Annotated in this window: 24 protein-coding genes; 11 read left to right on the top strand and 13 right to left on the bottom strand. The window is 68.4% G+C overall.

Translation table 11 applies throughout. The annotated features are described in order from the left end of the window. The first annotated feature begins 14 nt into the window (after positions 1-14). Genes H6717_25935 through H6717_25925 form a run of 3 tightly spaced genes read left to right on the top strand, consistent with a single transcriptional unit; the run spans position 15 to position 1,934 of the window. The gene (locus H6717_25935; GenBank protein MCB9580497.1) at positions 15-581 is read left to right on the top strand and encodes a hypothetical protein; all 567 of its coding nucleotides are present in this window, start codon (positions 15-17) and stop codon (positions 579-581) included. 60 nt (positions 582-641) lie between these two features. Further along, entirely contained in the window at positions 642-1,250 is a 609-nt protein-coding gene (locus H6717_25930; protein MCB9580496.1) for a hypothetical protein, read from the top strand. Between the two features lie 21 nt (positions 1,251-1,271). Then, positions 1,272-1,934: a hypothetical protein gene (locus tag H6717_25925; GenBank protein MCB9580495.1), complete on the top strand. Its 663-nt coding sequence runs from the start codon at positions 1,272-1,274 to the stop codon at positions 1,932-1,934. Here H6717_25925 and H6717_25920 read toward each other — a convergent pair. The 10 genes from H6717_25920 to H6717_25875 form a co-directional block, all read right to left on the bottom strand. After that, positions 1,928-2,365, bottom strand: coding sequence for a response regulator (locus tag H6717_25920; GenBank protein ID MCB9580494.1), 438 nt, complete (start codon positions 2,363-2,365; stop codon positions 1,928-1,930). The two genes, H6717_25925 and H6717_25920, sit on opposite strands and share 7 nt — an antisense overlap. Continuing rightward, positions 2,362-2,961, bottom strand: coding sequence for a thiamine phosphate synthase (locus H6717_25915; GenBank protein ID MCB9580493.1), 600 nt, complete (start codon positions 2,959-2,961; stop codon positions 2,362-2,364). Before H6717_25915 ends, H6717_25920 begins: the two co-directional genes overlap by 4 nt. After that, positions 2,958-3,203 (bottom strand): hypothetical protein, encoded by a 246-nt coding sequence (locus tag H6717_25910; GenBank protein ID MCB9580492.1) that lies wholly within the window; start codon positions 3,201-3,203, stop codon positions 2,958-2,960. Before H6717_25910 ends, H6717_25915 begins: the two co-directional genes overlap by 4 nt. A gap of 745 nt (positions 3,204-3,948) precedes the next feature. Further along, complete coding sequence (gene vanZ, locus H6717_25905; protein MCB9580491.1) at positions 3,949-4,296, bottom strand: VanZ family protein; 348 nt, start codon at positions 4,294-4,296, stop codon at positions 3,949-3,951. Positions 4,297-4,535: 239 nt separating this feature from the next. After that, positions 4,536-5,750 carry an MFS transporter gene (locus tag H6717_25900; GenBank protein MCB9580490.1) on the bottom strand — a complete coding sequence of 405 codons (1,215 nt, stop codon included), beginning with the start codon at positions 5,748-5,750 and terminating at the stop codon, positions 4,536-4,538. Then, positions 5,747-6,526 (bottom strand): thiazole synthase, encoded by a 780-nt coding sequence (locus H6717_25895; protein ID MCB9580489.1) that lies wholly within the window; start codon positions 6,524-6,526, stop codon positions 5,747-5,749. The genes H6717_25900 and H6717_25895 overlap by 4 nt, the downstream gene beginning before the upstream one ends. A gap of 73 nt (positions 6,527-6,599) precedes the next feature. Continuing rightward, entirely contained in the window at positions 6,600-7,394 is a 795-nt protein-coding gene (locus H6717_25890) for a chemotaxis protein (GenBank protein ID MCB9580488.1), read from the bottom strand. Further along, complete coding sequence (locus tag H6717_25885; protein MCB9580487.1) at positions 7,391-7,888, bottom strand: chemotaxis protein CheW; 498 nt, start codon at positions 7,886-7,888, stop codon at positions 7,391-7,393. Before H6717_25885 ends, H6717_25890 begins: the two co-directional genes overlap by 4 nt. 575 nt (positions 7,889-8,463) lie before the next feature. Beyond that, positions 8,464-9,273: a hypothetical protein gene (locus H6717_25880; protein ID MCB9580486.1), complete on the bottom strand. Its 810-nt coding sequence runs from the start codon at positions 9,271-9,273 to the stop codon at positions 8,464-8,466. Between the two features lie 435 nt (positions 9,274-9,708). Beyond that, positions 9,709-10,647, bottom strand: coding sequence for a toxin-antitoxin system YwqK family antitoxin (locus tag H6717_25875; GenBank protein MCB9580485.1), 939 nt, complete (start codon positions 10,645-10,647; stop codon positions 9,709-9,711). Positions 10,648-10,811: 164 nt separating this feature from the next. Here H6717_25875 and H6717_25870 point away from each other — a divergent pair, with 164 nt between their 5' ends. The 3 genes from H6717_25870 to H6717_25860 all read left to right on the top strand — a co-directional run bounded on the left by H6717_25870 (position 10,812) and on the right by H6717_25860 (position 14,219). Then, complete coding sequence (locus H6717_25870; GenBank protein ID MCB9580484.1) at positions 10,812-11,093, top strand: hypothetical protein; 282 nt, start codon at positions 10,812-10,814, stop codon at positions 11,091-11,093. Further along, entirely contained in the window at positions 11,090-12,109 is a 1,020-nt protein-coding gene (locus H6717_25865; GenBank protein MCB9580483.1) for a hypothetical protein, read from the top strand. Before H6717_25870 ends, H6717_25865 begins: the two co-directional genes overlap by 4 nt. A 1,312-nt stretch (positions 12,110-13,421) precedes the next feature. Continuing rightward, positions 13,422-14,219 (top strand): ABC transporter ATP-binding protein, encoded by a 798-nt coding sequence (locus H6717_25860; GenBank protein ID MCB9580482.1) that lies wholly within the window; start codon positions 13,422-13,424, stop codon positions 14,217-14,219. 32 nt (positions 14,220-14,251) lie between these two features. On the opposite strand, the gene H6717_25855 is transcribed toward H6717_25860, so the two are convergent. Continuing rightward, on the bottom strand, positions 14,252-14,947 hold the full coding sequence (locus H6717_25855; GenBank protein MCB9580481.1) for an N-acetyltransferase: 696 nt from the start codon (positions 14,945-14,947) through the stop codon (positions 14,252-14,254). Between H6717_25855 and H6717_25850 the strand changes: the two genes are divergently transcribed. From H6717_25850 to H6717_25840, 3 genes are all read left to right on the top strand, one after another. Next, a complete protein-coding gene (locus H6717_25850; GenBank protein ID MCB9580480.1) occupies positions 14,946-15,641 on the top strand; it encodes a hypothetical protein in 696 nt (231 codons plus the stop codon). The genes H6717_25855 and H6717_25850 overlap by 2 nt on opposite strands. 354 nt (positions 15,642-15,995) lie before the next feature. Beyond that, positions 15,996-16,610: a Uma2 family endonuclease gene (locus tag H6717_25845; protein MCB9580479.1), complete on the top strand. Its 615-nt coding sequence runs from the start codon at positions 15,996-15,998 to the stop codon at positions 16,608-16,610. A 254-nt stretch (positions 16,611-16,864) separates the two neighbouring features. Further along, positions 16,865-18,697 (top strand): choice-of-anchor L domain-containing protein, encoded by a 1,833-nt coding sequence (locus tag H6717_25840; GenBank protein ID MCB9580478.1) that lies wholly within the window; start codon positions 16,865-16,867, stop codon positions 18,695-18,697. A gap of 211 nt (positions 18,698-18,908) precedes the next feature. Here H6717_25840 and H6717_25835 read toward each other — a convergent pair whose 3' ends face one another. Further along, positions 18,909-19,826 (bottom strand): polysaccharide deacetylase family protein, encoded by a 918-nt coding sequence (locus H6717_25835; GenBank protein ID MCB9580477.1) that lies wholly within the window; start codon positions 19,824-19,826, stop codon positions 18,909-18,911. Positions 19,827-19,994: 168 nt separating this feature from the next. On the opposite strand from H6717_25835, the gene H6717_25830 reads away from it, so the two are divergent. Further along, entirely contained in the window at positions 19,995-20,771 is a 777-nt protein-coding gene (locus H6717_25830; protein ID MCB9580476.1) for a hypothetical protein, read from the top strand. A gap of 152 nt (positions 20,772-20,923) precedes the next feature. Next, positions 20,924-21,304 carry a hypothetical protein gene (locus tag H6717_25825; protein MCB9580475.1) on the top strand — a complete coding sequence of 127 codons (381 nt, stop codon included), beginning with the start codon at positions 20,924-20,926 and terminating at the stop codon, positions 21,302-21,304. On the opposite strand, the gene H6717_25820 is transcribed toward H6717_25825, so the two are convergent. Continuing rightward, positions 21,301-21,581: hypothetical protein (locus tag H6717_25820; GenBank protein MCB9580474.1), on the bottom strand; the 281-nt coding region annotated here is incomplete at its 5' end. The two genes, H6717_25825 and H6717_25820, sit on opposite strands and share 4 nt — an antisense overlap.

The raw sequence follows: 21,581 nt of genomic DNA, 5'->3' as shown, positions 1-21,581 counted from the left end.
GAGGTCGATGATTCATGAACAGCAAGATCCTTTTCTCGGCACTCACCCTTGGCGCGCTCTTGATCGGATGCGGCTCCGCCGGCCCCGAGCCCAGTGGCAAGAGCATGGAAGGCGTGACGTGCAGCACCAAGGACGACTGCGGCATCGGTTACGAATGTGAGCCCGAGCACGGCGCGAAGGTGTGCAAGAGCAGCGCCTCGGGCGCAGGTGGCAGCGGTGGTGACGATTCCACCGGCGGTGCGGGGGGGGACGACTCGAGCGGAGGAAGCGCCGGTGATGACTCCTCAGGTGGCGCCAGCGCCGGAGGCACTGGTGGCGACGACTCGTCCGGCGGCGGAACGGGTGGCGACGATTCCTCGGGTGGTGCCAGCGCCGGCGGAACGGGTGGCGACGATTCCTCGGGTGGTGCCAGCGCCGGCGGTACCGGTGGCACCGGCGGGGATGACTCGGCGGGCGGCAGCAGCGGGAGCGCGCAGTGCAAGACGAACGCCGACTGCGCAGCGGGGGAGGAGTGCCAGCTGGAAGGCGTCGACTACGTATGCAAGGCTTCTGGCAAAGGCAAAGGCGGCTCGGGGAATTGAGTGAGCGGTGGCGGAGGTGGCCGCCGGCTGCCTCCGCCAATGCCAAACCCAGGATTCTCGATGAAGGCAAATCCGATTCTTGTGAGCATTCTGGTGTGCGCAACGCTGGGCCTCGGGTGCAGCAGCTCCGCGGACTCCACTGCCTCGACGGGAAGCGGGGGCAGCGGGCAGCACGATGGCGCGGCCGACGACGCGGCGAGCCCGGTTTCGAAGCCGACCCTCGCGGCTTGCCCACCGGATGTGCTCAACGAGCTCGCTCACGTCGACATCCCTTCGGGAATGTACTCCGTTCCGGTACCCGCCGAGCTCGCGCCTTACGCCAGCTATTCCATCACGGACATCACGTTCTGCGAGACGGCCGGCGTCGCGACGCTGGCCTACAAACTGCCGGCGCTCCTGGTGGGTGCGGAACAGCGGGTGGCGTTTCAGGGCACCTGGAGTGCTGCCAGCGCGTCCTTCGAGCTGAGCTCGAAGGACGGCAACGCCAGCTGCTCGCGTTCGGGCACGCTCTACACCTGCACCGAGCATTTCACGAATCTCGAGATCGACTCCGACAAGCTCACCAAGGAGCTCGCGCTCCTGCCCGCCGCCGACGCCGCCAACAAAGCAGAGGTCGCCGCCGTGTTTGGCCAGGATCCGATCGGTATCTTGACCTTCACGGGACCATGATTGCGGTATGCTCCTCGGGAGGTGGCACTGCGGCTCACACCCATCGTCGTCACGTTGCTGCTCGGCGCCTGCTCGCTGTCGAGCCTGGACGACCTGAAGCAGAACGCCGACGCGGGCGGCGCCGCCGTGGGCGGCAGCGGCGCCGTGGGCGGCAGCGGCGCCGTGAGTGGCGCTGGGGGCAACGGGGGCAACGGGGGCAACGTCGCCGACAGCGGCCCGGCTTGTGATCCGAAGATCAACTGTCAGGGCTGCATCGGCTGTCTCGACTTCTGCTCCTGCAGCACGTCGTCGCAGGCAGACTACGAGCAATGCATCGCGCTCTCCTGCGGCGCGGCCGGCGGCGCCGGCGGCAGTTCGGGATCGGATTCCGGCAGCGGCGGCACGGACGCCGGCACCTGTACCTCGCAGGTGCTGGGCGCGTCCTGCAACGTCCTCTACGATCCGAGCACGGCGTGTGGAGCGTGCGTGAGCCAAAACTGCTGCACGAAGGTCGAAGCGTGCTTCGCCTCGCTGGAGTGCAGCGGCTTGGTGCAGTGTCTCAGCCAGAACTGCGCGAGCGCCAGCGATCCGAACGCTTGCGCCCAGCAGCAGTGCGGCGCCTGTCTGACCGACGAAGGCCTCGCGACCTACAACACGATGGCGCAGTGCTTCGTGGATAGCTGCGCGGCGCCCTGCGGCTACTGATCCGAGTCTTTCTTGGGCAGATCGAGCCGGAAAGCGCCGCTGGCGTGGGGGTTCGACATCTTGAGCGAGCGGACCGCCGCCGCCACCAACGCCGTGGGGCCATCGCCCTTGCTCACGAAGGTGGAGTGGGGCACGTGCTTCGTTGCCTCGTAGAGCAGCGCCTCGTCCATGCCGGAGTGAAAGATGATGGGCAGATCTTGCACCTCGGGCAGCTGTCCCAGAACCTGCGCCAGGCGCTGACCGTCCATGGCCGGCATGTTGAAGTCGAGCACGATGAGCGCCGGCTTGTGCTTGCGGATGAGAATGGACACGCCGATGGGCGAGTCACTGGTTTCCACCTGAAAGCCGCTCGCCTCCAGCACGCGCTTCGCCGCTCGCAGCGCGAGGGGATCGTCGTCCACGATCAGGACGGTGGGCGGCCCAGAGCTCATGACGTCAGTGTACCCAGCGCAGCGAGCAACGGCCCATCGTCTTGTCCATCCAGCACCGCCCCGATCACGGCGACACCGTCGGCTCCTGCGTCCAAACAGGCCCGAGCGCTGCCTGCGTCCACGCCGCCCAGGGCAAAAAGCCTCACCCGCCCGAGGGCCGAACGCGCCTTTTGGAGGGCTGCGAGACCCAGCGCGGGGGCCCCGTGCCGCGGGGCGATGATGGGCGAGAGCACCACGCCGTCCGCACCCCCGGCGCCCGCGCTCGGGTCGTGGCTCGCCCGGAGCACGCTGCGCTCGCCCCACAGCTTGCGGGCGTCATCCACGCCCACACTCTGCTCCCCGAGATGGAGCGCGTCAGCGTCGAGCAGGTCGGCGAGGTCGATGCGATCGTTCACCGCCAGGAGCTGTCCGGTGCGCCGGGTGATGGCGCGAAGCTCCCGACCGAGCTCGAGCCGCTGGCGCGCTCCCAGCTCCTTGTCCCGCAGCTGCACCAGCACCGTGCCGCCCCGCGCCCGCACACACACCTCCGTGATGCGTCGAACCATGTCCCCGCCCCGGGTGGTGTCGGTAACGACGATGAGCCGCGGAGCGATCACTTCTTCGCCGCGTCCAAGTCCTCGCGGGCCATCCCGGCAAAGCGGCTGTTGGGGTAGCGCGCCACCAAGTACTCCAACGTGGAGCGCCAAGCGTCCTTGTCGCCCTTGGCCTTGAACTGCGTAGCGAGCCCATACAACGCTTCCCCGGGCGTCTCCTCGCGCCGCAGCGACGGATCCTCCGACCCCGAGCACTGCAGCGGAGCGTTCAAGGCCAACGCGGCCAGCAAGAAGTAGAAGCGCACAGCCGAGAGGATAGGCAGAAAAGCTCGTTCTCCTCACACATTAGTGGCTGCCTTCTTGTGGGTGCGGCGCGATGCCCGTCGTTTTCAGGCCGTCGCCCCAAGAAACCGCAGGGTCGCCGAGGGCGAACCGGCTTCCCGCTCGAGCACGGCTCCCGCACGGTCGCCCCCTCTCTCGCCTGCAGTTTCCGCACCGCCCCTCTCACGCCTCGAAACTCGTTCGGATCCGAACGGTTCTTCCGCCGCGCTACCCCCTTCTCACGCTTGCAGTTTCCGCACCGCCCCTCTCACGCCTCGAAACTCGTTCGGATCCGAACGGTTCCTCCGCCGCGCTACCCCCTTCTCACGCTTGCAGTTTCCGCACCGCCCCTCTCACGCCTCGAAACTCGTTCGGATCCGAACGGTTCTTCCGCCGCGCTACCCCCGAACCCTGTTCGAAGCCGAGCCGTCGTTGCGCTCCCTTCTTCCAACCTCGCACCTTCAGCGAAGCGTTCGAGTCCGAACGATTCCCTCGAAGCGCGAGGGGCAACGGACCGCGCGGACCGTTCGAGTCCGAACGATTCCCTCGAAGCGCGAGGGGGCAGAGACCTGGAGAACGCGGAAATCCGTTCGAGTCCGAACGATTCCCTCGAAGCGCGCGGGGGCAACGAACCGCGCGGACCGTTCGAGTCCGAACGATTCCCTCGAAGCGCGAGGGGGCAGAGACCTGGAGTGCGCGGAAGCAGCGTTGGCCGAAACCGTCCACACTTCAGGATTGTTGGCTAGCCGCGGGATCGCCGCGGCGCGCAACGCCGCCCTGCACCGCGAACACCAGCGCGGCACCGACTGTGTCGGCGAGCCAATCCGCGAGCTCCGCGGAGCGGTGCGGCAGACCGAGCTGGTACAGCTCGAGCAAGCCGCCCACGGCGACGACCAGCGCCAGGGAGAGCAGCCGCTGCTTCGCCGGAGAAAGCTCCGGCGCGCCGAAGCGTACGGCGCGCAGCATCGCGATCTGCATGCCCGCGAAGGCCAGGGCGTGTAACGCTTTGTCCCCCCAGCGAAACTCCGCCAGGGGCACCGCGCTGCCGCGCATGGCACCGCCGTAGAACACCGCCATCACGTACAGGGCGGCGGGCACCACGTTCAGGAAGAAGCCGCCCCGGCGCTTCTTCTCCGGTGCGTCGTTCAGGGTGTCGCCGTCGTGCTCGTCGCTCACGGTGTGGCCGTCGCGCTCGTCGCTCACGGCGTCGCGCTCGTCGCTCGCGGCGTCGCCGTCGCGCTCGTCGCTCACGGCGTCGCGCTCGTCGCTCACGGCGTCGCGCTCGGCGCTCACGGCGTCGCCGTTGCGCTCGTCGCTCACAGCGTGGCCGTCTCTTCCAGCTCGCGTTGCTTGGTCTCCGGCAGCAGCACGAAGATGAGCAGCACGGCGATCAGCGGAAACACCGTGGTCACCCGCACCGCGGTCCCCCACCCCACGCTCTCCGCCGCCCAGCCCACTGCCGCCGGTGACAGCACGTAGCCGATGCGGCCGATGAGATTGTTGGACCACGCGAAGGCGTCCCCGCGGTACTTCGTGGGGAACAGCTCCGCGTTGTAGGCGTTCAGCACCGGCAGCACCGCGCTGGCGCCGAAGATGCCGAACACCAGCGCCCCGGTCAGCGGCCAGCGGCCGTGCAGCGTGTAGCTCAGGAACACGCCGGCGGCGCCCAAGGTGAAGATGATCAGCGCGCCGATGTGACGGCCCACCACATCGATGAGCCTCCCGGCGTAGAACACCAACGGCATGCTGGCCACCGCGGCCAGGGCGATGGCGCCGCCCACTTCGCCATCGCTCATGTGCCGCTCGTGCACCGCGAACTCTTTCCAGAACGTGACGGCGTTCTGGGTGCAGATGTAGGTCAGAAACCAGATGGCGCCGAGCTCCAGGATGCGGCGGCGATACGGCGTGCGCATCACCTCGAATATCGAGCGGCTCTCTGCCTCGCCCACCTGTTCCTGGAAGCGTTGCGTCTCCTTCAAATCCTTGCGCGCCCGGGCCAGGATGATGAGCGGCAAGATGCCCACGAAGTATACGGTGCGCCAACCCCACGGTGTCTTCAGAAGCAGGGGCACCACGCCGGCACACACGATCGATCCCAAGCTGCTGAAGGCGCCGACCACGCCGATCACCATGCCGCGACGGTCCGCGGGGTACTCCTCCGCCGCCATCACCGTGCTGGTCGCCCACTCGCCGATCAAGAACACCCGCGCCGCCATCTGGAACAGCGCGAAGGCCCACACGTTGGGGGACAGGCCCGTGAGAAAGGTGCAAATGGTGTAGCCGACGATGGTCGCCTTCAGGACGCGCCGGCGTCCCCAGCGGTCAGCGCGCCGGACCAACAAATAAGCCAGCACGGTCCCGGTGTTGATCCCGGCGACGAGCAATCCCGCGGAGGCCTCGCTGATGTGCATCTCCTCCCGCAAGTTCGGGAGGATCTGGGTGAGCGCGAGGTAGTCGTAGCCTTCGAAGAACGTGGCGACGCTGAGAAAGACGAACAGCCGCTTCTGGTACGCCGAAAGCGGCGTGCTCACTCGATCACGCCTTGTTCCGGGCTGGAAGCGGTGGCGTACAGCTTCTTGGGCATGCGCCCGGCGAGGAACGCCTTGCGACCGGCGCTCACTGCCTCACACATGGCCTTGGCCATGAGCACCGGCTCCTTGGCAGCGGCGATGGCGGTGTTCATCAGCACGCCGTGACAGCCGAGCTCCATGGCCACGGCCGCGTCACTGGCGGTGCCCACGCCGGCGTCCACGATCACCGGCACCTTCGCCTGCTCCAGGATGATGCGCAGGTTGTAGGGATTGCGAATGCCCAGCCCCGAACCGATGGGCGCCGCCAGCGGCATCACCGCGGCGCAGCCGATGTCCTCGAGCTTCTTGCACACGATGGGATCGTCCATGCAGTAGGGCAGCACGGTGAAGCCTTCCTTCACCAGGATCTTGGCGGCCTCCAGCGTCTGCTCGTTGTCCGGATACAGCGTCTTGGCGTCGCCGATGACCTCGAGCTTGACCAGATCCGCGATGCCCAGCTCGCGGGCGAGGCGCAGCGTGCGTACGGCCTCTTCCGCGCTGAAGCAGCCCGCGGTGTTGGGCAAGATCGTCCAACGCTTGCTGGTCACGAGCTCCATCATCGAGCCCGCGCTGCGGTCTTTCAGGTCCACCCGGCGAAGGGCCACGGTGACGATCTCCGCGCCGGAGGCCTCCAGCGCCTCGCGCGTCTCGTCCACGCTCTTGTACTTGCCGGTGCCCACGAACAAGCGCGAGCGAAACGTGAGGTCTCCGATGTGAAGCAGGTCTTCCGTGGTCATGAGCCCACCGGGCTTACCGCCGCCCCCACGGCCCCGCAAGCAGGGTGTTGGTCCGGCGCGATGCCCGCCGGGGCTAACTGCGAAACACCGTCACCCCGGGCGCCAGCTCTTCGGCGCGATGCCCCAGGGCGCGGACCCGCGGCACCTCGCTCTTGGCGACCATCAGCACGCCGCCTTCGGCCAAGCCGCGCAGCATGAGCTGCACCGCGCGCTCCGCGGCTTCGTCCCCGAAGTAGATGAGCACGTTCTTGCACAGGATGATCTCCCAGTGCCCCGGAGGCGGACCGACCATGGCGTCGCGCACGGTGAAGCTCACGCTTTCCCGCAATGCGGCCTTCACCCGCACGGCGTCGGCGTGAGGCTCGAGGTAGCGCTCGGCGAGGTCCGACGGAAGATGTCGCGCGTCCTCTCGCGGGTAGGCGCCGCTGTCGGCGCTCTCCACCGCCACCTCGCTGCGGTCCATGCCCACCACGCGGTAGCCCTTGCCGCGCGCCCTATCGAGCACCATCCCGAGGGTCCACGCCTCTTCCCCCGTGGAGCAACCGACGGACACCGCGCGCACCCGCTCGCCCAAGCTCGGCAGCACGCGCTCCTCCAGGGCGCGCCACTGCGGCGGGTCGCGATAGAAGCGCGTCTCGCCCACGCGCAGCACTTCCGCCAGCTCCGCGAGGCGCCCGGGATCGCGCCGCAGGATGTCCACGGCGCCGTCCAGCGTGCCGCCGCCCTCCGGCGCGAGGGCGTCCAAGGCGCGATCCAGCCGCGCGCTCACCCACGCCGGACAGCCCGACCCGCGCACGCCGAAGCCGTGACGGCGTTCCAAGAGCTCGAGCACGTCGCCGTGCGCGCGGCGGCGCACCGGGTCGCTCACGGCGCGTCCGCCTCGCCCCCCGCCAGCGCCGCCAGCTCCGGCGCGTCGAACAACGCCGAGACGCCGAGCACCGTGCAGGGCGGCGGCGACGCGATCACACCGATGGCGAGATCGCGCACCCGCTCCGCGGCGGTGGTGGGCACCGGCGCGAGGCCCTCCGGCGGCAAATCGCGCAGGCCGCCCAGGGCGTCGACGCGCAAGCCGGCGCGCCGGCGCGCCCCCGCCTTCTCGCGCACCACGACGATGCGCACTTCCGGCGTGGACGCCAAGCCGCCGTCGCCCCCCAGCAGCACCCCGAGGTCGAGCACCGGCAGCACGTCACCGCGCAGGCTCGTGACGCCGGCAAGAGCCGCCGGCGCGTGGAACACCCGCGTGATGGGCCGCGTGCCGATCACTTCCTGCACTTCCTCCACGCGCAGGCCGTACAGCGCGCCGGCGACCCGCACGCTGATACAGCGATCGAGACTCTCCGCGGGCTCTGGCTGCGCCGTCATTGCGCCGCCATCCTGCTTCGATCCGCCCAAAGTATCAGCCACAAAATGTGCGACCGACGGCGCGCCGCAAAATGCCGTCCTTCGTGCCCGCGCACTGCCGTCCGACTGCGACGGCGCCCCGACGCCCTCTTCCGTCCGCTCCGCGACGGCGCCCCGACGCCCACTTCCGTCCGACCCGCGACGGCAGCGCGACGCCCTCTTCCGTCCGCTCCGCGACGGCAGCGCGACGCCCTCTTCCGTCCGCTCCGCGACGGCAGCGCGACGCCCTCTGCCTTGCACACCGCGACGCGCAGCGCGACGCCCTCTTCCGTCCGCTCCGCGACGGCAGCGCGGCGCCCCAACGAATCTATCCCCCTTCTGATGTTCCCCACGCGAACATCGACGTTCTCAGGAGCCTCTATCCCCCTTCTCATGTTCCCCTCACGAACATCTACGGGGGGATAGATTTGGCTGCCGTCCTCACCGCGACGGCCTTCGCGACGCGCTGTGCCTTGCACACCGCGGTGGGATTCGCGACGGCCCAACACCATCCATGAACCGAAGGCGCCAGACGCACCTGGGCCCCGACATGAGCGTCAGAGCCGGCGGGATGCTCCTGGCACATGACGAAGACGCGGGTCGCCCAGATACAATCGCCCCACTTGCAGCAGCATGGGCTCGGCGCACCGTGATAGCCGACGAACTTGTTGTGGGGTGATCTCCAACGCTTCCGCGAGAAGACTCGTGTCTCGCCAACCCTGGTCTCGCGCCAATGTCACGGAAAGCCGGTTTCGTGTAGCGCGGTCGAATGGAGCCGCCGCCGCCGCGGCCGCGATGACGGCATCCAACGGGACCTTCGCGATCGACGATGGAGCGGCCGCAACTGGAGGCGGTGTTCCAGCGACCGCAACTTCAGGATCGCCCGAAACGTAGCCGTGAAACCTCTCGACGAACCCCTGGGAGTCGTACCCCAGGAACTGGGCCATCCGCTCGGGCGCCACCCATGGCGCGAGCTCCGCTCCGACGGCCCCACGGTGCGTGCTCCAAGGCCAAGCCAAGGGATCGGCCACCAACTTCCGACGCCTGCGGCACGGGTTCAGATGAACGTAGCGCACCTCGCGACGCAGCCGGGTCAATCCGACAATCTGCCGTGGCTCGGGAACCTTGCGCCATAGCCGCCGATAGCCGAGCTTGCGCGCGTAGGCTCCGAGCTTGCCCGCGAACTTCCGCAACGCCGCTTTCGGATCTCGGACGTCCACGATCTGATGCACGTGGTTCGGCATTACGCACGCCGCTACGGTCTCCAGCGGCTCGGTTTGCAGCAGCGACCACAGCGCCCAGGCGCGGCGGGGGTCTCCGAGAACATCCGCGTCCATGAGCACGTGCCCCACGAGATGGAGAATCATCCCGGCCGTTCGGCGCGGCGCCCAAAGAGTTTCCCCCATCCGCAAGTCTATCCCCCTTCTGATGTTCCCCACGCGAACATCGACGCCCTCAGGAGCCTCTATCCCCCTTCTCATGTTCCCCTCACGAACATCTACCGGGGGATAGATTCTCGAGCACACGCCCCGACGCCGTCAGCCCAGCGACGCCGGCGCGCCGCCCTCTTCCGTCCGACCCGCGACGCCCATCGCGACGCACCAACAAATCTATCCCCCTTCTGATGTTCCCCACGCGAACATCGACGTTCTCAGGAGCCTCTATCCCCCTTCTCATGTTCCCCTCACGAACATCTACCGGGGGATAGACTCTCGAGCACACGCCCCGACGCCGTCAGCCCAGCGACGCCCTCTTTCGTCCGCCGCGCGACGGGCATCGCGACGCACCAACAATAGGATCGTCTATTTCTTCTTCTTCTTGTTGGCGCCGGGCAGCTTCTTGGTGCTGAGCTTCTTGTCGTTCTTGAACAGCTCTTTCTTGACGGGCTCGCCCTCTTCTTCGTCGTAATAGGTCCAGGTGCCGTCCTTCTTGCCGTTCTTGAACTGACCTTCGAACTCGATGACGCCGTTCGGGAACCAGCGCGTGACCTTGCCCTCGCGCTTGCCGTCCACCAGCGTGCTCGCCTCCTGCTTGGAGCCGTCCTTGCGATAGAACGTCCAGGCGCCCACCATGCGATCTTCGGCGTACTTTCCTTCACGCTCGAGCTTGCCGTTCTCGTGGAAGGCTTTGTACATGCCGTGCTTCATGCCATTGCGGTACTCCGCCTGGCTCTTGAGCTCGCCGCTGTCGTAGTACTCCTTGATGGTGCCGTAGGGCTTGCCCTCACGGTAATCCCCTTCGTAGATCTTCACGCCGTCGGCGTTGAAGCGAACGCAGGGGCCCACCTGCTTGCCGCCCACGTAGCCGCAGTCGCTCTGCTTCTGACCGCCGGGGAAATAGGTGACGACGTTTCCCTCCAGGTCGCCCCCGCGGTAGCGCGCCTCTTCGGCGACCTGTCCGCTCTCGTGCCACTTCTCCGAGCGGCCCTCGAGCTTGCCGTCGCGATAGGTCTGCTCGAGCTTCTTCTTGCCGCTGTCGTACCACTCCGTCACGGCGCCATGCGGCGTGCCGTCGGGCTTCTCGCACCACACCTTGTTGCCCCCGGGTGGCGCGCTGCCCTTGAGCGTGGCCCCCGCAGGACACGGCGTCTTCGTGGTCCACCAATCCACCGGAGCCTGATCCAGGGCCGAGCTGCCGGCCGCCTCCCCCGTGGGCTCCTCCGAGTGAACCTGAGCGGCGGTCGCGGGCGTGCAGCCCCAAGCCAGAAACAGCGACAAAAGCAGCGAAGTGCGAAGGGCCATGAGTACCTCCAAACCCCAGGGATCAGCCTAACTCCATCGCCGAGCACAAGAATAAACGCAAGTATTCCGCTGACTTGTCTTCGAGATTGGGGTCTTGCCGAGCTTGTCGGTCCGCCGCGGAACCAACCTTGACGCCGGCGCCCTTTGGAGGAATCTCACCCGCCATGACCGAGGACCATCTCGCATCGCTCTTGTCCCTCGCCGAGGCGGCCAAGAAGGACAAGGAAGGCTTTCAGGCGCTGCCCGATGGCCGGCACATGACGCTGTACGCGGCCTTCAACGGCGCGAGCCTCACCGTCAGCCGCGTATCCGCCATCAAGCGCGACGGCGAGCTGGTGCAGGCGCGAACGGTCAAGGGCGAGGTGTACTTGCTGGCCGTCGCCGATCTGTTCGCCGGAGCGGTGGAGTCTGCCACCGTGTCGGCGCGCAAGGCCGGCTTCGTGTGATCCGTCGCGGCCTCGCGCTGCTCGGCGCGCTGGCCGCGTTCGTCGTGGGTCGTGTACTGCGGATACGGCGCGCCCACGCGGTGCGTGCCATGCGCCGTGCGGGCGTCGAGGATCCCGAAGCGACGGTCACGGCGATGTATCGAAATCTGGGGCGCGGCCTCGCGGAGCTCTTCGCGCTGCCCCCGGAGCTGCCCCTCGAGATCGTGAACGAAGCGACGCTCAGCGCTGCCCTCGCCCCGGGACGCGGCGCCGTGCTGTGCGTGGCCCACACCGGCAACTGGGACTACGTCGCCTGCGCTGCCGCCGCGCGCCGTCCGCTCACGGTGGTCACCAAGCATCTCAGTGTCGGAGTGCTCGACCGCGTGTGGCAGCGCATCCGGACGCGGCGCGGCGTGCGCCTGGTCGCAGCCGGAAGTGCCGCCCGCGCCGCGCAGCGTGCCCTCGCGCGGGGGGAGTGCGTCGCGATGATGATCGATCAAGCGCCGGAGCGGACGCGCGGGACCACCGTCGCCCCGTTCCTGAACGCGCCGGCCCGGGTGGATCTCGCCCCCGCGCTGCTCGCGCTCCGTGCTGGCGCGCCGCTCGTGACGGTGTTTCCGCGCCGCCGCGCCGACGGCCGTCACCAGGCCGTAGTGGGCGTCGTGCACACGCCCCCGCCGCGCGCGCGCAGTGCCAGTGAGCGAGCGCCCTTGCACGCGCAGCCAGCACGCGCGCGCAGTGCCAGTGAGGGAGCGCCCTTGCACACGCAGCCAGCGCGCGCGCGCAGTGCCAGTGAGGGAGCGCCCTTGCACGCGCAGCCAGCGCGCGCGCGCAGTGCCAGTGAGGGGGCGCCCTTGCACACGCAGCCAGCACGCGCGCGCCGCGAGTGGGCCGTCCGCACCTTGCACGACGTCACCGCCGAGCTCGACGCCTTCGTGCGCGCAAATCCCGATCAATGGCTGTGGATGCACCGCCGTTGGAAAGACGCCCCGGATCCCGCCGCACCCCTCGGCGCCACACCCGCCGACGCGACCTGACCGCGCCGTCCCCGTCAGCTCCTGCCTGAAGCCCACGCTCGTGCCCACGCGGGAGTGCGAACCAACGCACCTACCGCGCTTTGCCCCTTCTCGCGCGTCCAAATTCGTTCGGAGCCGAACGGTTCCCTCGCCGCGCTCTCCCCCTCGCGTTTGCAGTTCGCGTTTTGCCCCCTTCTCACGCGTCGAAATTCGTTCGGAGCCGAACGGTTCCCTCGCCGCGCTTTGTCCCCCAACCTCGTAGGCAACCCGCGGACATTTGGCTCCGAACGGTTCTAGCGTTCTTGCGCCGCGCCTTCGCCTCTCGCGGTTGCAGTCCTGCACTGCCCCTCGCACGCCGCGAAATTCGTTCGGAGCCGAACGGTTCCCTCGCCGCGCTTTCGCCTCTCGCGGTTGCAGCTCGCGTTTTGCCCCCTCTCACGCCGAGAAATTCGTTCGGAGCCGAACGGTTCCCTCGCCCCGCTCTCCCCCTCGCGTTTGCAGCTCGCGTTTTGCCCCCCTCGCACGCCGCGAAATTCGTTCGGATCCGAACAGTTCCCTCGCTGCGCTTTGCCCCTCGCACGCCGCGAAATTCGTTCGGATCCGAACGGTTCCCTCGCGCTTTGCCCCTCGCACGCCGCGAAACTCGTTCGGATCCGAACGGTTCCCTCGCGCTTTGCCCCTCGCACGCCGCGAAACTCGTTCGGATCCGAACGGTTTTCCCACTGCGCCACCCCGTGCTCACGCCGGTAGTTCCGCACCCCGGGCTCTGCACCCAGGCTCTGCACCCGGCTCTGCACCCCGGGCTCTACACCCCAGGCTCTGCACCCGGGCTCTGCACCTGGCTCTGCACCAGGCTCTGCACCCCAGGCTCTGCACCCGGGCTCTGCACCCAGGTCTGCACCTGGCTCTGCCTGCACCCGTGCTCTGCACCAGGCTCTGCACCCCAGGCTCTGCACCTGGCTCTGCACCCTGGCTCTGCACACCCCCAGGCTCTGCACCCTGTGCTCTGCTCTGCACCCCAGGCTCTGCACCCGTGCTCTGCACCCAGGCTCTGCACCCAGGCTCTGCACCCGGGCTCTGCACCCTGGCTCTGCACCAGGCTCTGCACCCGGGCTCTGCACCCGGGCTCTGCACCCCGGGCTCTGCACCCCGGGCTCTGCACCCCGGGCTCTGCACCCCCGTGCTCTGCACCCGGGCTCTGCACCCGTGCTCTGCACCCGTGCTCTGCACCCGTGCTCTGCACCCGTGCTCTGCACCCGGGCTCTGCCCGCCGGAACCGCGGCGAACCAACATCCCCTGGAAAGGGCTCCTGGCGGGCTGGCAAACCTCGGCTATGGTGCTGGCGTTGCCTCAGTATGACGACGAACCCGGCGTGCACATCGTGGTCGACCAGGTGTGCAAGCGCTTCGGCGATTTCTACGCGCTGAAGAACGTCGACATGACCATCCATCGCGGTCACATCGCGGTGATCATCGGCGGGTCGGGTGCGGGCAAGACCACCCTGCTCAAGATCCTGATCGGCCTCGACAAGCCCACCAGCGGCCACGTGCTGGTGGACGGCACCGACATCGCACCCATGGGAGAACGGGCGTTGAACGAGGTGCGGCAGAAGTTCGGGATGGTGTTCCAGTACTCGGCGCTGCTCGACTCCATGAACGTGATGGAGAACGTGGCGTTTCCGCTGCGCGAGCACACCAAGCTCCGCGACAAGGAGATCCGCCAGCGGGTAAAGGACAAGCTCGCCATCCTCAAGCTCGAGGGCACCGAGAACCGCTTTCCCAGCCAGCTATCCGGCGGCATGCGCAAGCGCGTCGGGCTGGCCCGGGCCCTGATGCTCGAGCCCGAAGTGCTCATGTACGACGAGCCCACCAGCGGCCTCGACCCGATTTCGAGTCGCATGGTGGACGACCTCATTCTCGAGACACGGGATCGTTTCGGCGTGACCAGCGTCGTCATCAGCCACGACATGGCCGGCGCCCTGCGCATCGCCGACAGCATCACCCTGCTCGACAAGGGTCAGGTCGTCGCCGGCGGCACACCGCGACAAATCGTAGACAGCTCCCACGAAATGGTGCGCCGCTTCCTCGACTCCAGCGGCATCGCCGCCGAGCGTCTCGTCAGCCACAGCTGACGTCTTCTCTTGTTGGCCCGGCGCGATGCCCGTCACGCCGCGGACACGCGTTCGCCGTCGAGGCGATAGCTCTCGCCGGACTCGGGGCACGTCGCGCTGCCCTGGGCGTCGAAGGTCAGCCGCACGCCGCGGCGGCTCACCCAGCCAATGCGACGCGCCGGCACGCCCGCCACCAGTGCAAAGTCGGGGACGTCCGCCGTGACCGTCGCGCCCGCGGCCACGAAGGAATACGACCCCACGGTCAGTCCCGGTAGCACCGTCGCGTTGGCGCCAATGGTGGCGCCGCGGCGCACGCGCGTCGCGGCGTACGCGTCCTTCTGCGACACGAAGGCGCGGGGCCGCAGCACGTTGGTGAAGACGGCGCTGGGCCCCACGAACACGTCGTCTTCGAGCTCCACACCCTGATACAAGCTCACGTTGTTCTGCACGCGGCATCCGCGCCCCACGCGCACGCCCTTGGCGACGAAGCAGTTCTGTCCGAAAGAGCAGTCGGCGCCGATCTCGGCTTCGCTCATCACGTGACAGAAATGCCAGACCGCGGTGTTGGCTCCAATGTAGGCAGCGTCGTCGATGACGGCCGTCTCGTGAATGCGCGCCGAGGGATCAATCACGCCGTTTCGATGCCATGGCACCGCTTTTGCGTCGAGCGGCGAAGTTGACGGGCCGCGCCAGGTTGAGGAGGCTCGGATGCGAGCGGCAGGTGCCGCGGAAAGTAGGGAGAACGACATGCGATCGACGTTGATCACGCTGTGCGCTCTGGGCGGCTTGCTCGTCACCCTTCCGGCCAAGGCTCAGGACTTCCCGGCGCAGGGCACCTTCGCCGTGGGCGCCGAACGGCTTTTCGGATTCGCGCACACCACCATCAAGACAGAGATCGACACCCCAGCGGGCACTGCAAAGAGCGACGAAACCAGCGACACCTTCTTCTTCCTCGGTTCCGTGGGCCGTACCCCGTGGGTCGCCCCGCGCATCGGCTTCGACTACTTCATCATCGATTCCCTGAGCTTGGGCGGGTCCCTCGCCTACGTGAGCGACTCGCGAGAAACCGAGAACACGCTCCCCAACGGCAACACCAACCAAGGCGCGGACGTCGACGATAGCGCCATCTTGTTCGCCCCTCGCGTGGGCTACGCCTACATGTTCAGCGACGTCGTCGGCATCTGGCCGCGCGGCGGCTTCAGCTACGTGAGCGGCAAGCACAAGGTCGGCGACAACGAGGACACCTTCCACAACCTCGCGCTGTCCCTCGAGGCCATGCTCACCATCACGCCGGTGCCCCACGCGGGCTTCCTCGTGGGCCCGACGCTCGACTTCCCCTTCATCGGCTCCGGCGAGACCGACAACGGCCAGCAGAAGACGGACATCGACAAGTACCGCATCACGACCATCGGCCTACAAGCCGGCATCTTCGTCTGGTTCTGACCGCCGCGACGTAAACCATCGGCGAGCGCGTTCGTCTGACCGCCGCGACGTTAACCATCGGCGATCGCGTTCGTCTGACCGCCGCAACGTTAACCATCGGCGAGCGCGTTCGTCTGACCGCCGCGACGTAAACCACCGGCGAGCGATCGCGTTCGCCGGGCTCTGACCGCCGCGACGTTAACCATCCCCCCTCCGAGGTTCGTGAGGCGAACATGAGAGGGGGGATGGCGGCCCATGGGCTCCACCCCGTTCGTGTGAGGAACATCTGGAGGGGGATGGATTTGCTGGTGCGGCGCGATGCCCGGCCCGAGGCGCGCCGCAATGCCCGTCGCGCGGCGGAACGTTTCCCCGCCGATGAGTCAAGCTACGAAGGTGGTCGCAGCACCGTACTTCCCCATCCACGCCCGCTCCGCGCAGGAGGAGCAGCGCGTTCTGCTCGAAGGCGTGCCGTGGTCCACCTACGTGGTGCTTCGGGACTCGATAGACAGCCCGGGCGTCCGCATGACCTACCTGAAGGGGGCGCTCGAGATCATGAGCGCGTCGCGTGCGCACGAGGTATCGAAGAAGCAGATCGCTCGCTTGCTCGAGCTATTCTGCCTGGAGCGCGACATTCCCCTGTTCGGATACGGCTCCACTACCTTTCGGCGGGAAGAGAAGGAGCGCGGCCTCGAGCCCGACGAGTGCTATTGCCGGGGGGAGGACAAGGACGTTCCCGACATCGCGCTCGAGGTCGTGGTCAGCCACGGCAGCATCGACAAGCTGGAGGTGTATCGGGAGCTGGGGGTGCGCGAGATCTGGGTGTTCGAAGCGGGGGCGTTCTCGCTCTTCTCCCTGCAGGGCGCGCGCTACCAGCCCATCGCCGCGAGCGAGGTGCTGCCCGAGGTGGATCTCGCCGAGCTCGCGTCGTTTGCGGTGGCGGAAGATCAGCACGCGGCGTTGAAGGCCTACCAGCGGGCTGTGCGCGGCTGAGGCGTAAGAGCGTGCGTGCCGGGGGGCACCGCCGCGAGAAAACGTGCGTGCCGGGGGGCTCCGCCGCGAGAACGCGTGCGTGCCGGGGGGTTCCGCGGCGGACCAACATGATCTTGCAGCATGCGCTGCACATGACGTGAAGGCCTGCCCGGAGCGGCGCGGCTCCGCCGACATCATGGCGTCGATGTAGGTATTGCGCGTCTCTTGTAAAGCCGCCCGCGTTCCGCGATTCTTTGCTTGGGAGAGTGCGGCAAATGAACAAGTGGCTTGTCTTCGTGGGTGGCGCGTTGATGGCAGTGGCGTGCGGTGGGTCCGGCAGCAATGCCGGCCTGGGCAGCGGCGGCGGTTCCGGCTCGGGCTCGGGCGGCAGCGGCGCGACGGCGGGCGGCGACGGCGGCACCAGCTGCAGCCCCGCGTGCGGCGCCGGGCAATACTGCAGCGCCGCGGGGGTGTGCGTCTCGGGCTGCAATGGAGACAGCGACTGCAGCGGCGCCACGCCGAAGTGCAATCCCACGTCGCACCAGTGCAGCGAGTGCGCCACCGAGAGCGACTGCAGCGCGGGCAAGATCTGCAGCGGCGGCAGTTGCGTGGAGGGCTGCTCGCCGACCCAGCCGTGCGCCGACGCGAGCAAGACCTGCTGCAACAACACGTGCTTGGCGCTGGACGCGGATCCGCAAAACTGCGGTGCGTGTGGCAACGCCTGCTCGGGGTTCGCCAACGCCGTGGGCGCCTGCGAGAACGGCGCGTGCAAGATCGGTGCGTGCAACACCGGCTACGCGGACTGCGACGGCAACGGCGCCAACGGCTGCGAGACTACCGGAGGATGCGTGTGCAACCCGGGGGAGACGCAGAGCTGCTACCAGGGCGCCGCGGGCACCGAGGGTGTCGGCACTTGCGTGGGCGGCACGCAGACGTGCAAGGACGACGGCTCCGGCTACGGTCCGTGCGTGGGCCAGGTGCTACCCGTGAAGGAGATCTGCGCCAACGGTCTGGACGAAGACTGCAACGGCACGCCGGACGACGTGGCGGATGTGGACGGTGACGGCTGGACCGAGTGCGACGGCGATTGCTGCGAGACGCCCGCCCAGTGCTCCAAGCCCGAGGCCGTGAACCCCGGCGCCTACGAATACCCGGGAAATCTGGTGGACGACGACTGCGACCCGGGCACCCCGGACACCGCGCCCACGGCCTGCAGCACGGCAGCGAAGTTCACCGGGGTCACGCCGGAAGACGTCGCCAAGGCCATCGACCTGTGTCAGTTCGCGGATGCGAACGCGCCGCTCGGCCAAAAGAAATGGGGCGTCGTCAAAGCCGAGTTCTTGCTGGCCAACGGCAGCACGCCGAGCGCCGCGCAGCTCACCAACCTCCAAAACTGGCAGTCCGCCGTGATGACGGACTACGGCACCGGCGGCATCGTGCCCAAGAACGGCCCCACCTTCGCGGGCATCTCGTCGGGCCGCATGCGGGACATGAACGATCCCGGCTACCCCGGCAGCCCGAGCACGTCGATCGGCGTCAACAGCCAACCGCCAGCGGCCTACCTCGCCGCCCATGGCAACGCGCTGCCCGCCTCCCAAGGATGCTCCGGCACCTGTCCTTCCGGTAGCGGCGCCAACGACCCCGTCAACGTACGCCTCACCATTCGCGTGCCCACCAACGCCAAGAGCTTCAGCTACCAGTTCCGCTTCTTCAGCTACGAGTACTGGACGTACCAGTGCACCAGCTACAACGACTTCTACCTGGCTCTGCTGCAAACCGGCGCCGCGGGCATACCGGCGGACAAGAACATCTCCTTCGATTCACTGACCAACCCGGTGAGCGTGAACAACGGCTTCTTCGACGTATGCCAGGTGAAGGGCTGCAACACCTGTCCCGGCGGCACCGGGGAGCTCGCCGGCACCGGCATGGGCACCACCGGCGGCGGCACCGTGTGGCTCACGACCACCGCGCCGGTCGTCCCCGGCGAGACCATGCAGATCGAGTTCATGATCTTCGACGTGAGCGACACCATCCTCGACTCCCTCACGATCCTCGACAATTTCCAGTGGAGCATCGACCCCAGCAGCGTCGGCACCCACAGCGGCTGATCACGCCGCGTCGCCTCCCACAGCGGCTGATTGCATTTCATGTCGGCCCGCCGCGGTAACCGCGCGGTGCGCGCACGCCCACGCTCAGCGCGCCAGTGCCGGCGCGTCCGAAATCCGGACATTTCACCCCGCTCACTCGCGACACCCTCCTCCCATGTCCGCTTTTCGGACATCCCCCGCGCGGACCAGCAACGCGCCCTGGGCGGCGCATTTACGCGAAGGCGCGGGCGGCTTCGTCGAGGCGCACGAAGTGGTAGCCCTCGCGCCGCAGGAGCGTGAGCACGGCGCCCAGGGCGTCGAGCTTGACGGGCGTCGCCACGCGGACGTCGGGTTGGTGCGGTCGCAACGCGGTGAGGCCGTCGCTCTCGTCCAGCACGTCGATGCCGTGCAGCTCGAGGTTCACCAAGGGTTCGCCCAACACCATGCGCGTGAGCCACCGTGCGCGATCCGCACCGGCCAGCGTGAGCGTCGTCCCGATGAACGGAAGTCGCGGTCCCCGCGTCACTTGGATGGGCAGCTCCAACACGCCGCGGCCGCGCTGCCAGTAGGGGCGCCCGACGCGATACGGACGTCGCGGCGCCCGCAGCACCTGGGGCGTATCCAAGATGGACCGGGACGCGCGCCCGCGCAGGCGGATGGCCGTCATCGCCGCAGCCTTCGCCAGATAGTACGGCGGGCACGGGAACACGCTGGAGTCGTACAGCACGCCCTCGGCGGAGAGCACGCTGAACAGGTCGTCCGTCACCGTGTAGCCCGGGGCGCGAAAGCCCGCGGGGCGCTGCCCCGTCGCGCCTTCGAGCACGTCCGCCGCGGCGCGCACTTGCCGCGCCATCTCCGCACGGGAGAGCCGTGTGAGATCGTAGCGGTGGTCCAAAGTGTGGCTCGCGATCTCGTGTCCACTCTCCGCCATGGCGCGCAGGGCCGCCGCGTTCTGTTTCCGCGCCGTATCGGCACCAATGGCAAACAACGTCAGGGGTAGCTCATGAGCGCGGGCCAACGCGTCCAGGCGCGAGAGGGCCACGTCGTACACCGCGTGCGCGGCGTCGCCCTGCGGCGGCGGGAGACCGTGGATCGCGAAGTAATTCGGGATCTCGTCGAGGTCCACGCTGACGGCGGCCAGACGCACCATGGGCGGACGATAGCGCGACGGAGTGACTTCCGCGAAGGAGCGTGTGTACACTGTGGCCCATGAAAGCGACCATTGCCGTCGGCCTCCTCCTGACCATCGGCTGCTCTGCGAGCGGCGGCACTGACGGCAACGGCGGCGGGAGCTCGGGCTTCAGCGGCTTCAGCGGCTTTGCCGGGACCAGCGGCTTCGACGGCGGCGGCAACGGCGGCTTCGGCGGCACGGCCGCAAGCGGCGGCAGCGGCGGCTTCGGCGGCACTGGGGCACCGCCGCCGCGGCGGCAGCACCGCGGGCGTTGGCGGCAGCGCGGGCGCGGGCGGCATGGCCGGCAGCGCGGGCACCGGCGGCCTCGCGGGCAGCGGCGGCACCGGCGCGACCGGCGGCACCGCGGGCACCGGCGCAACCGGCGGCACCGCGGGCACCGGCGGCCTGGCGGCACTGCGGGCACGGGCGGGCTCGGCGGCACCGCGGGCACCGGCGCAACCGGCGGCACCACGCAGGCACTGGCGGGGCTCGGCGGCACCGCGGGCACCAGGCGGGCTCGGCGGCAGCGGCGGCCTCGCCGGCTCGGGGGGCACCGGCGGCGCGGGCGGCTGTCCCGGGGCCGTGGTCAACGGCACCTGCGTCTACGCCGCGAGCTTGGACGGCCTGTCCAAGACCGCCGCCCAGAGCGCGTGCACGGGCCTCGGTGCGGGCTGGGATCTGTGTCCCTCCACCATCATCTGCGACGACCAGACCAAGACGTACCTGGGCGTCGCCGGCTGCGACTGCAACGGGGGCGCGACCCAATGCGCCTGCGGCACCACGAACAACCTCTACGTGCACACCTCCTCCGGCACGGCGCCGTACTACATCCGCACCAATCTCGTGCCCAACTGCGACTGGGGCAGCGACGCCTGCACGTCGTCCGTGAGCGAGAGCTGCGGCATCCCGCTGTGCTGTAACTGAGAGCGGTTTACGGTTGGCTGTTGGTGCGGCGCGATCCCCGTCCCGGGAAGATCCGCGGCGCGTGACGTGTTGACCCGACAACGAACGATTCGAGGACGCTCCCCGCGGCCCGTCCGCCCCGAGCTCCCCCCATCGCCCGAAAGGAGCATCTCATGTCCACCATGACGAGCACCTTGGGCGCATTCCATGGGCCCAAGCCGAATCATCCCCGAGTCATGCTGGCGCCGGTGCGCGCCATCTTCGGCGCCGTCCCGCCGCTCGACGTGCGCGCGGCCCGCGCGCTGATCCCCATCTTTGGGAGCATTGCAACGGGCGTGGCCATCGCCACCATCACCTTCGCGTCACCGCTGCCCGCCTACGCGCAGCGCGTGGATCAAGCGGACCACACGCAAACCCTCGCGTCCGCGCTGGAGCCGCCCGTGAGCGACGGCTGGAAGGCGCCGCTGGTGCTGCCGGACACCGCGCGCAGCACCCCGGCGGAGGTGCCGGTGATCTGCGAGGTCGACCGCACCGGCGACATCCTCGCCTGCTAGAACGATCCGCGGAGCGCGCCGCCCAGTCCGTAGGGCACGAGCTCGAACCGCGCCGTCGTGGTCTCGATGGACAGCACCCGCTCGTGGTGCGCCAAGAAGAACGCGTCGCACAGGGCGAAGCTGGCGTGACCGATCGCTCCACCGACGAGAGCGCCGGTGCCCTTGTCGCCATCCTTTGCAACCAAGTAACCGACCAGGGAACCCGTTCCGAAGGCGCCCACCTGCCCGCCAAGGGAAATCAGGCCGCTGCCGACCTCGTCGTGACTCCAGTGCACGA

This window comes from Polyangiaceae bacterium, assembly GCA_020633235.1.
Classification (GTDB): Bacteria; Myxococcota_A; Polyangia; order Polyangiales; family Polyangiaceae; genus JACKEA01.
The sequence above is the reverse complement of the archived record's forward strand: the minus strand, read 5'-3'. Positions and strand labels throughout refer to the sequence as shown.

Excerpts from the sequence above, each read along its gene's own strand:
- H6717_25935 (MCB9580497.1), top strand. The coding sequence starts at position 15 with ATGAACAGCAAGATCCTTTTCTCGGCACTCACCCTTGGCGCGCTCTTG.
- H6717_25930 (MCB9580496.1), top strand. The coding sequence starts at position 642 with ATGAAGGCAAATCCGATTCTTGTGAGCATTCTGGTGTGCGCAACGCTG.
- H6717_25920 (MCB9580494.1), bottom strand. The coding sequence starts at position 2,365 with ATGAGCTCTGGGCCGCCCACCGTCCTGATCGTGGACGACGATCCCCTC.
- vanZ (MCB9580491.1), bottom strand. The coding sequence starts at position 4,296 with ATGGCGGTGTTCTACGGCGGTGCCATGCGCGGCAGCGCGGTGCCCCTG.
- H6717_25895 (MCB9580489.1), bottom strand. The coding sequence starts at position 6,526 with ATGACCACGGAAGACCTGCTTCACATCGGAGACCTCACGTTTCGCTCG.
- H6717_25885 (MCB9580487.1), bottom strand. The coding sequence starts at position 7,888 with ATGACGGCGCAGCCAGAGCCCGCGGAGAGTCTCGATCGCTGTATCAGC.
- H6717_25880 (MCB9580486.1), bottom strand. The coding sequence starts at position 9,273 with ATGATTCTCCATCTCGTGGGGCACGTGCTCATGGACGCGGATGTTCTC.
- H6717_25875 (MCB9580485.1), bottom strand. The coding sequence starts at position 10,647 with ATGGCCCTTCGCACTTCGCTGCTTTTGTCGCTGTTTCTGGCTTGGGGC.
- H6717_25870 (MCB9580484.1), top strand. The coding sequence starts at position 10,812 with ATGACCGAGGACCATCTCGCATCGCTCTTGTCCCTCGCCGAGGCGGCC.
- H6717_25860 (MCB9580482.1), top strand. The coding sequence starts at position 13,422 with ATGGTGCTGGCGTTGCCTCAGTATGACGACGAACCCGGCGTGCACATC.
- H6717_25850 (MCB9580480.1), top strand. The coding sequence starts at position 14,946 with ATGCGATCGACGTTGATCACGCTGTGCGCTCTGGGCGGCTTGCTCGTC.
- H6717_25855 (MCB9580481.1), bottom strand. The coding sequence starts at position 14,947 with ATGTCGTTCTCCCTACTTTCCGCGGCACCTGCCGCTCGCATCCGAGCC.
- H6717_25845 (MCB9580479.1), top strand. The coding sequence starts at position 15,996 with ATGAGTCAAGCTACGAAGGTGGTCGCAGCACCGTACTTCCCCATCCAC.
- H6717_25840 (MCB9580478.1), top strand. The coding sequence starts at position 16,865 with ATGAACAAGTGGCTTGTCTTCGTGGGTGGCGCGTTGATGGCAGTGGCG.
- H6717_25835 (MCB9580477.1), bottom strand. The coding sequence starts at position 19,826 with ATGGTGCGTCTGGCCGCCGTCAGCGTGGACCTCGACGAGATCCCGAAT.
- H6717_25825 (MCB9580475.1), top strand. The coding sequence starts at position 20,924 with ATGTCCACCATGACGAGCACCTTGGGCGCATTCCATGGGCCCAAGCCG.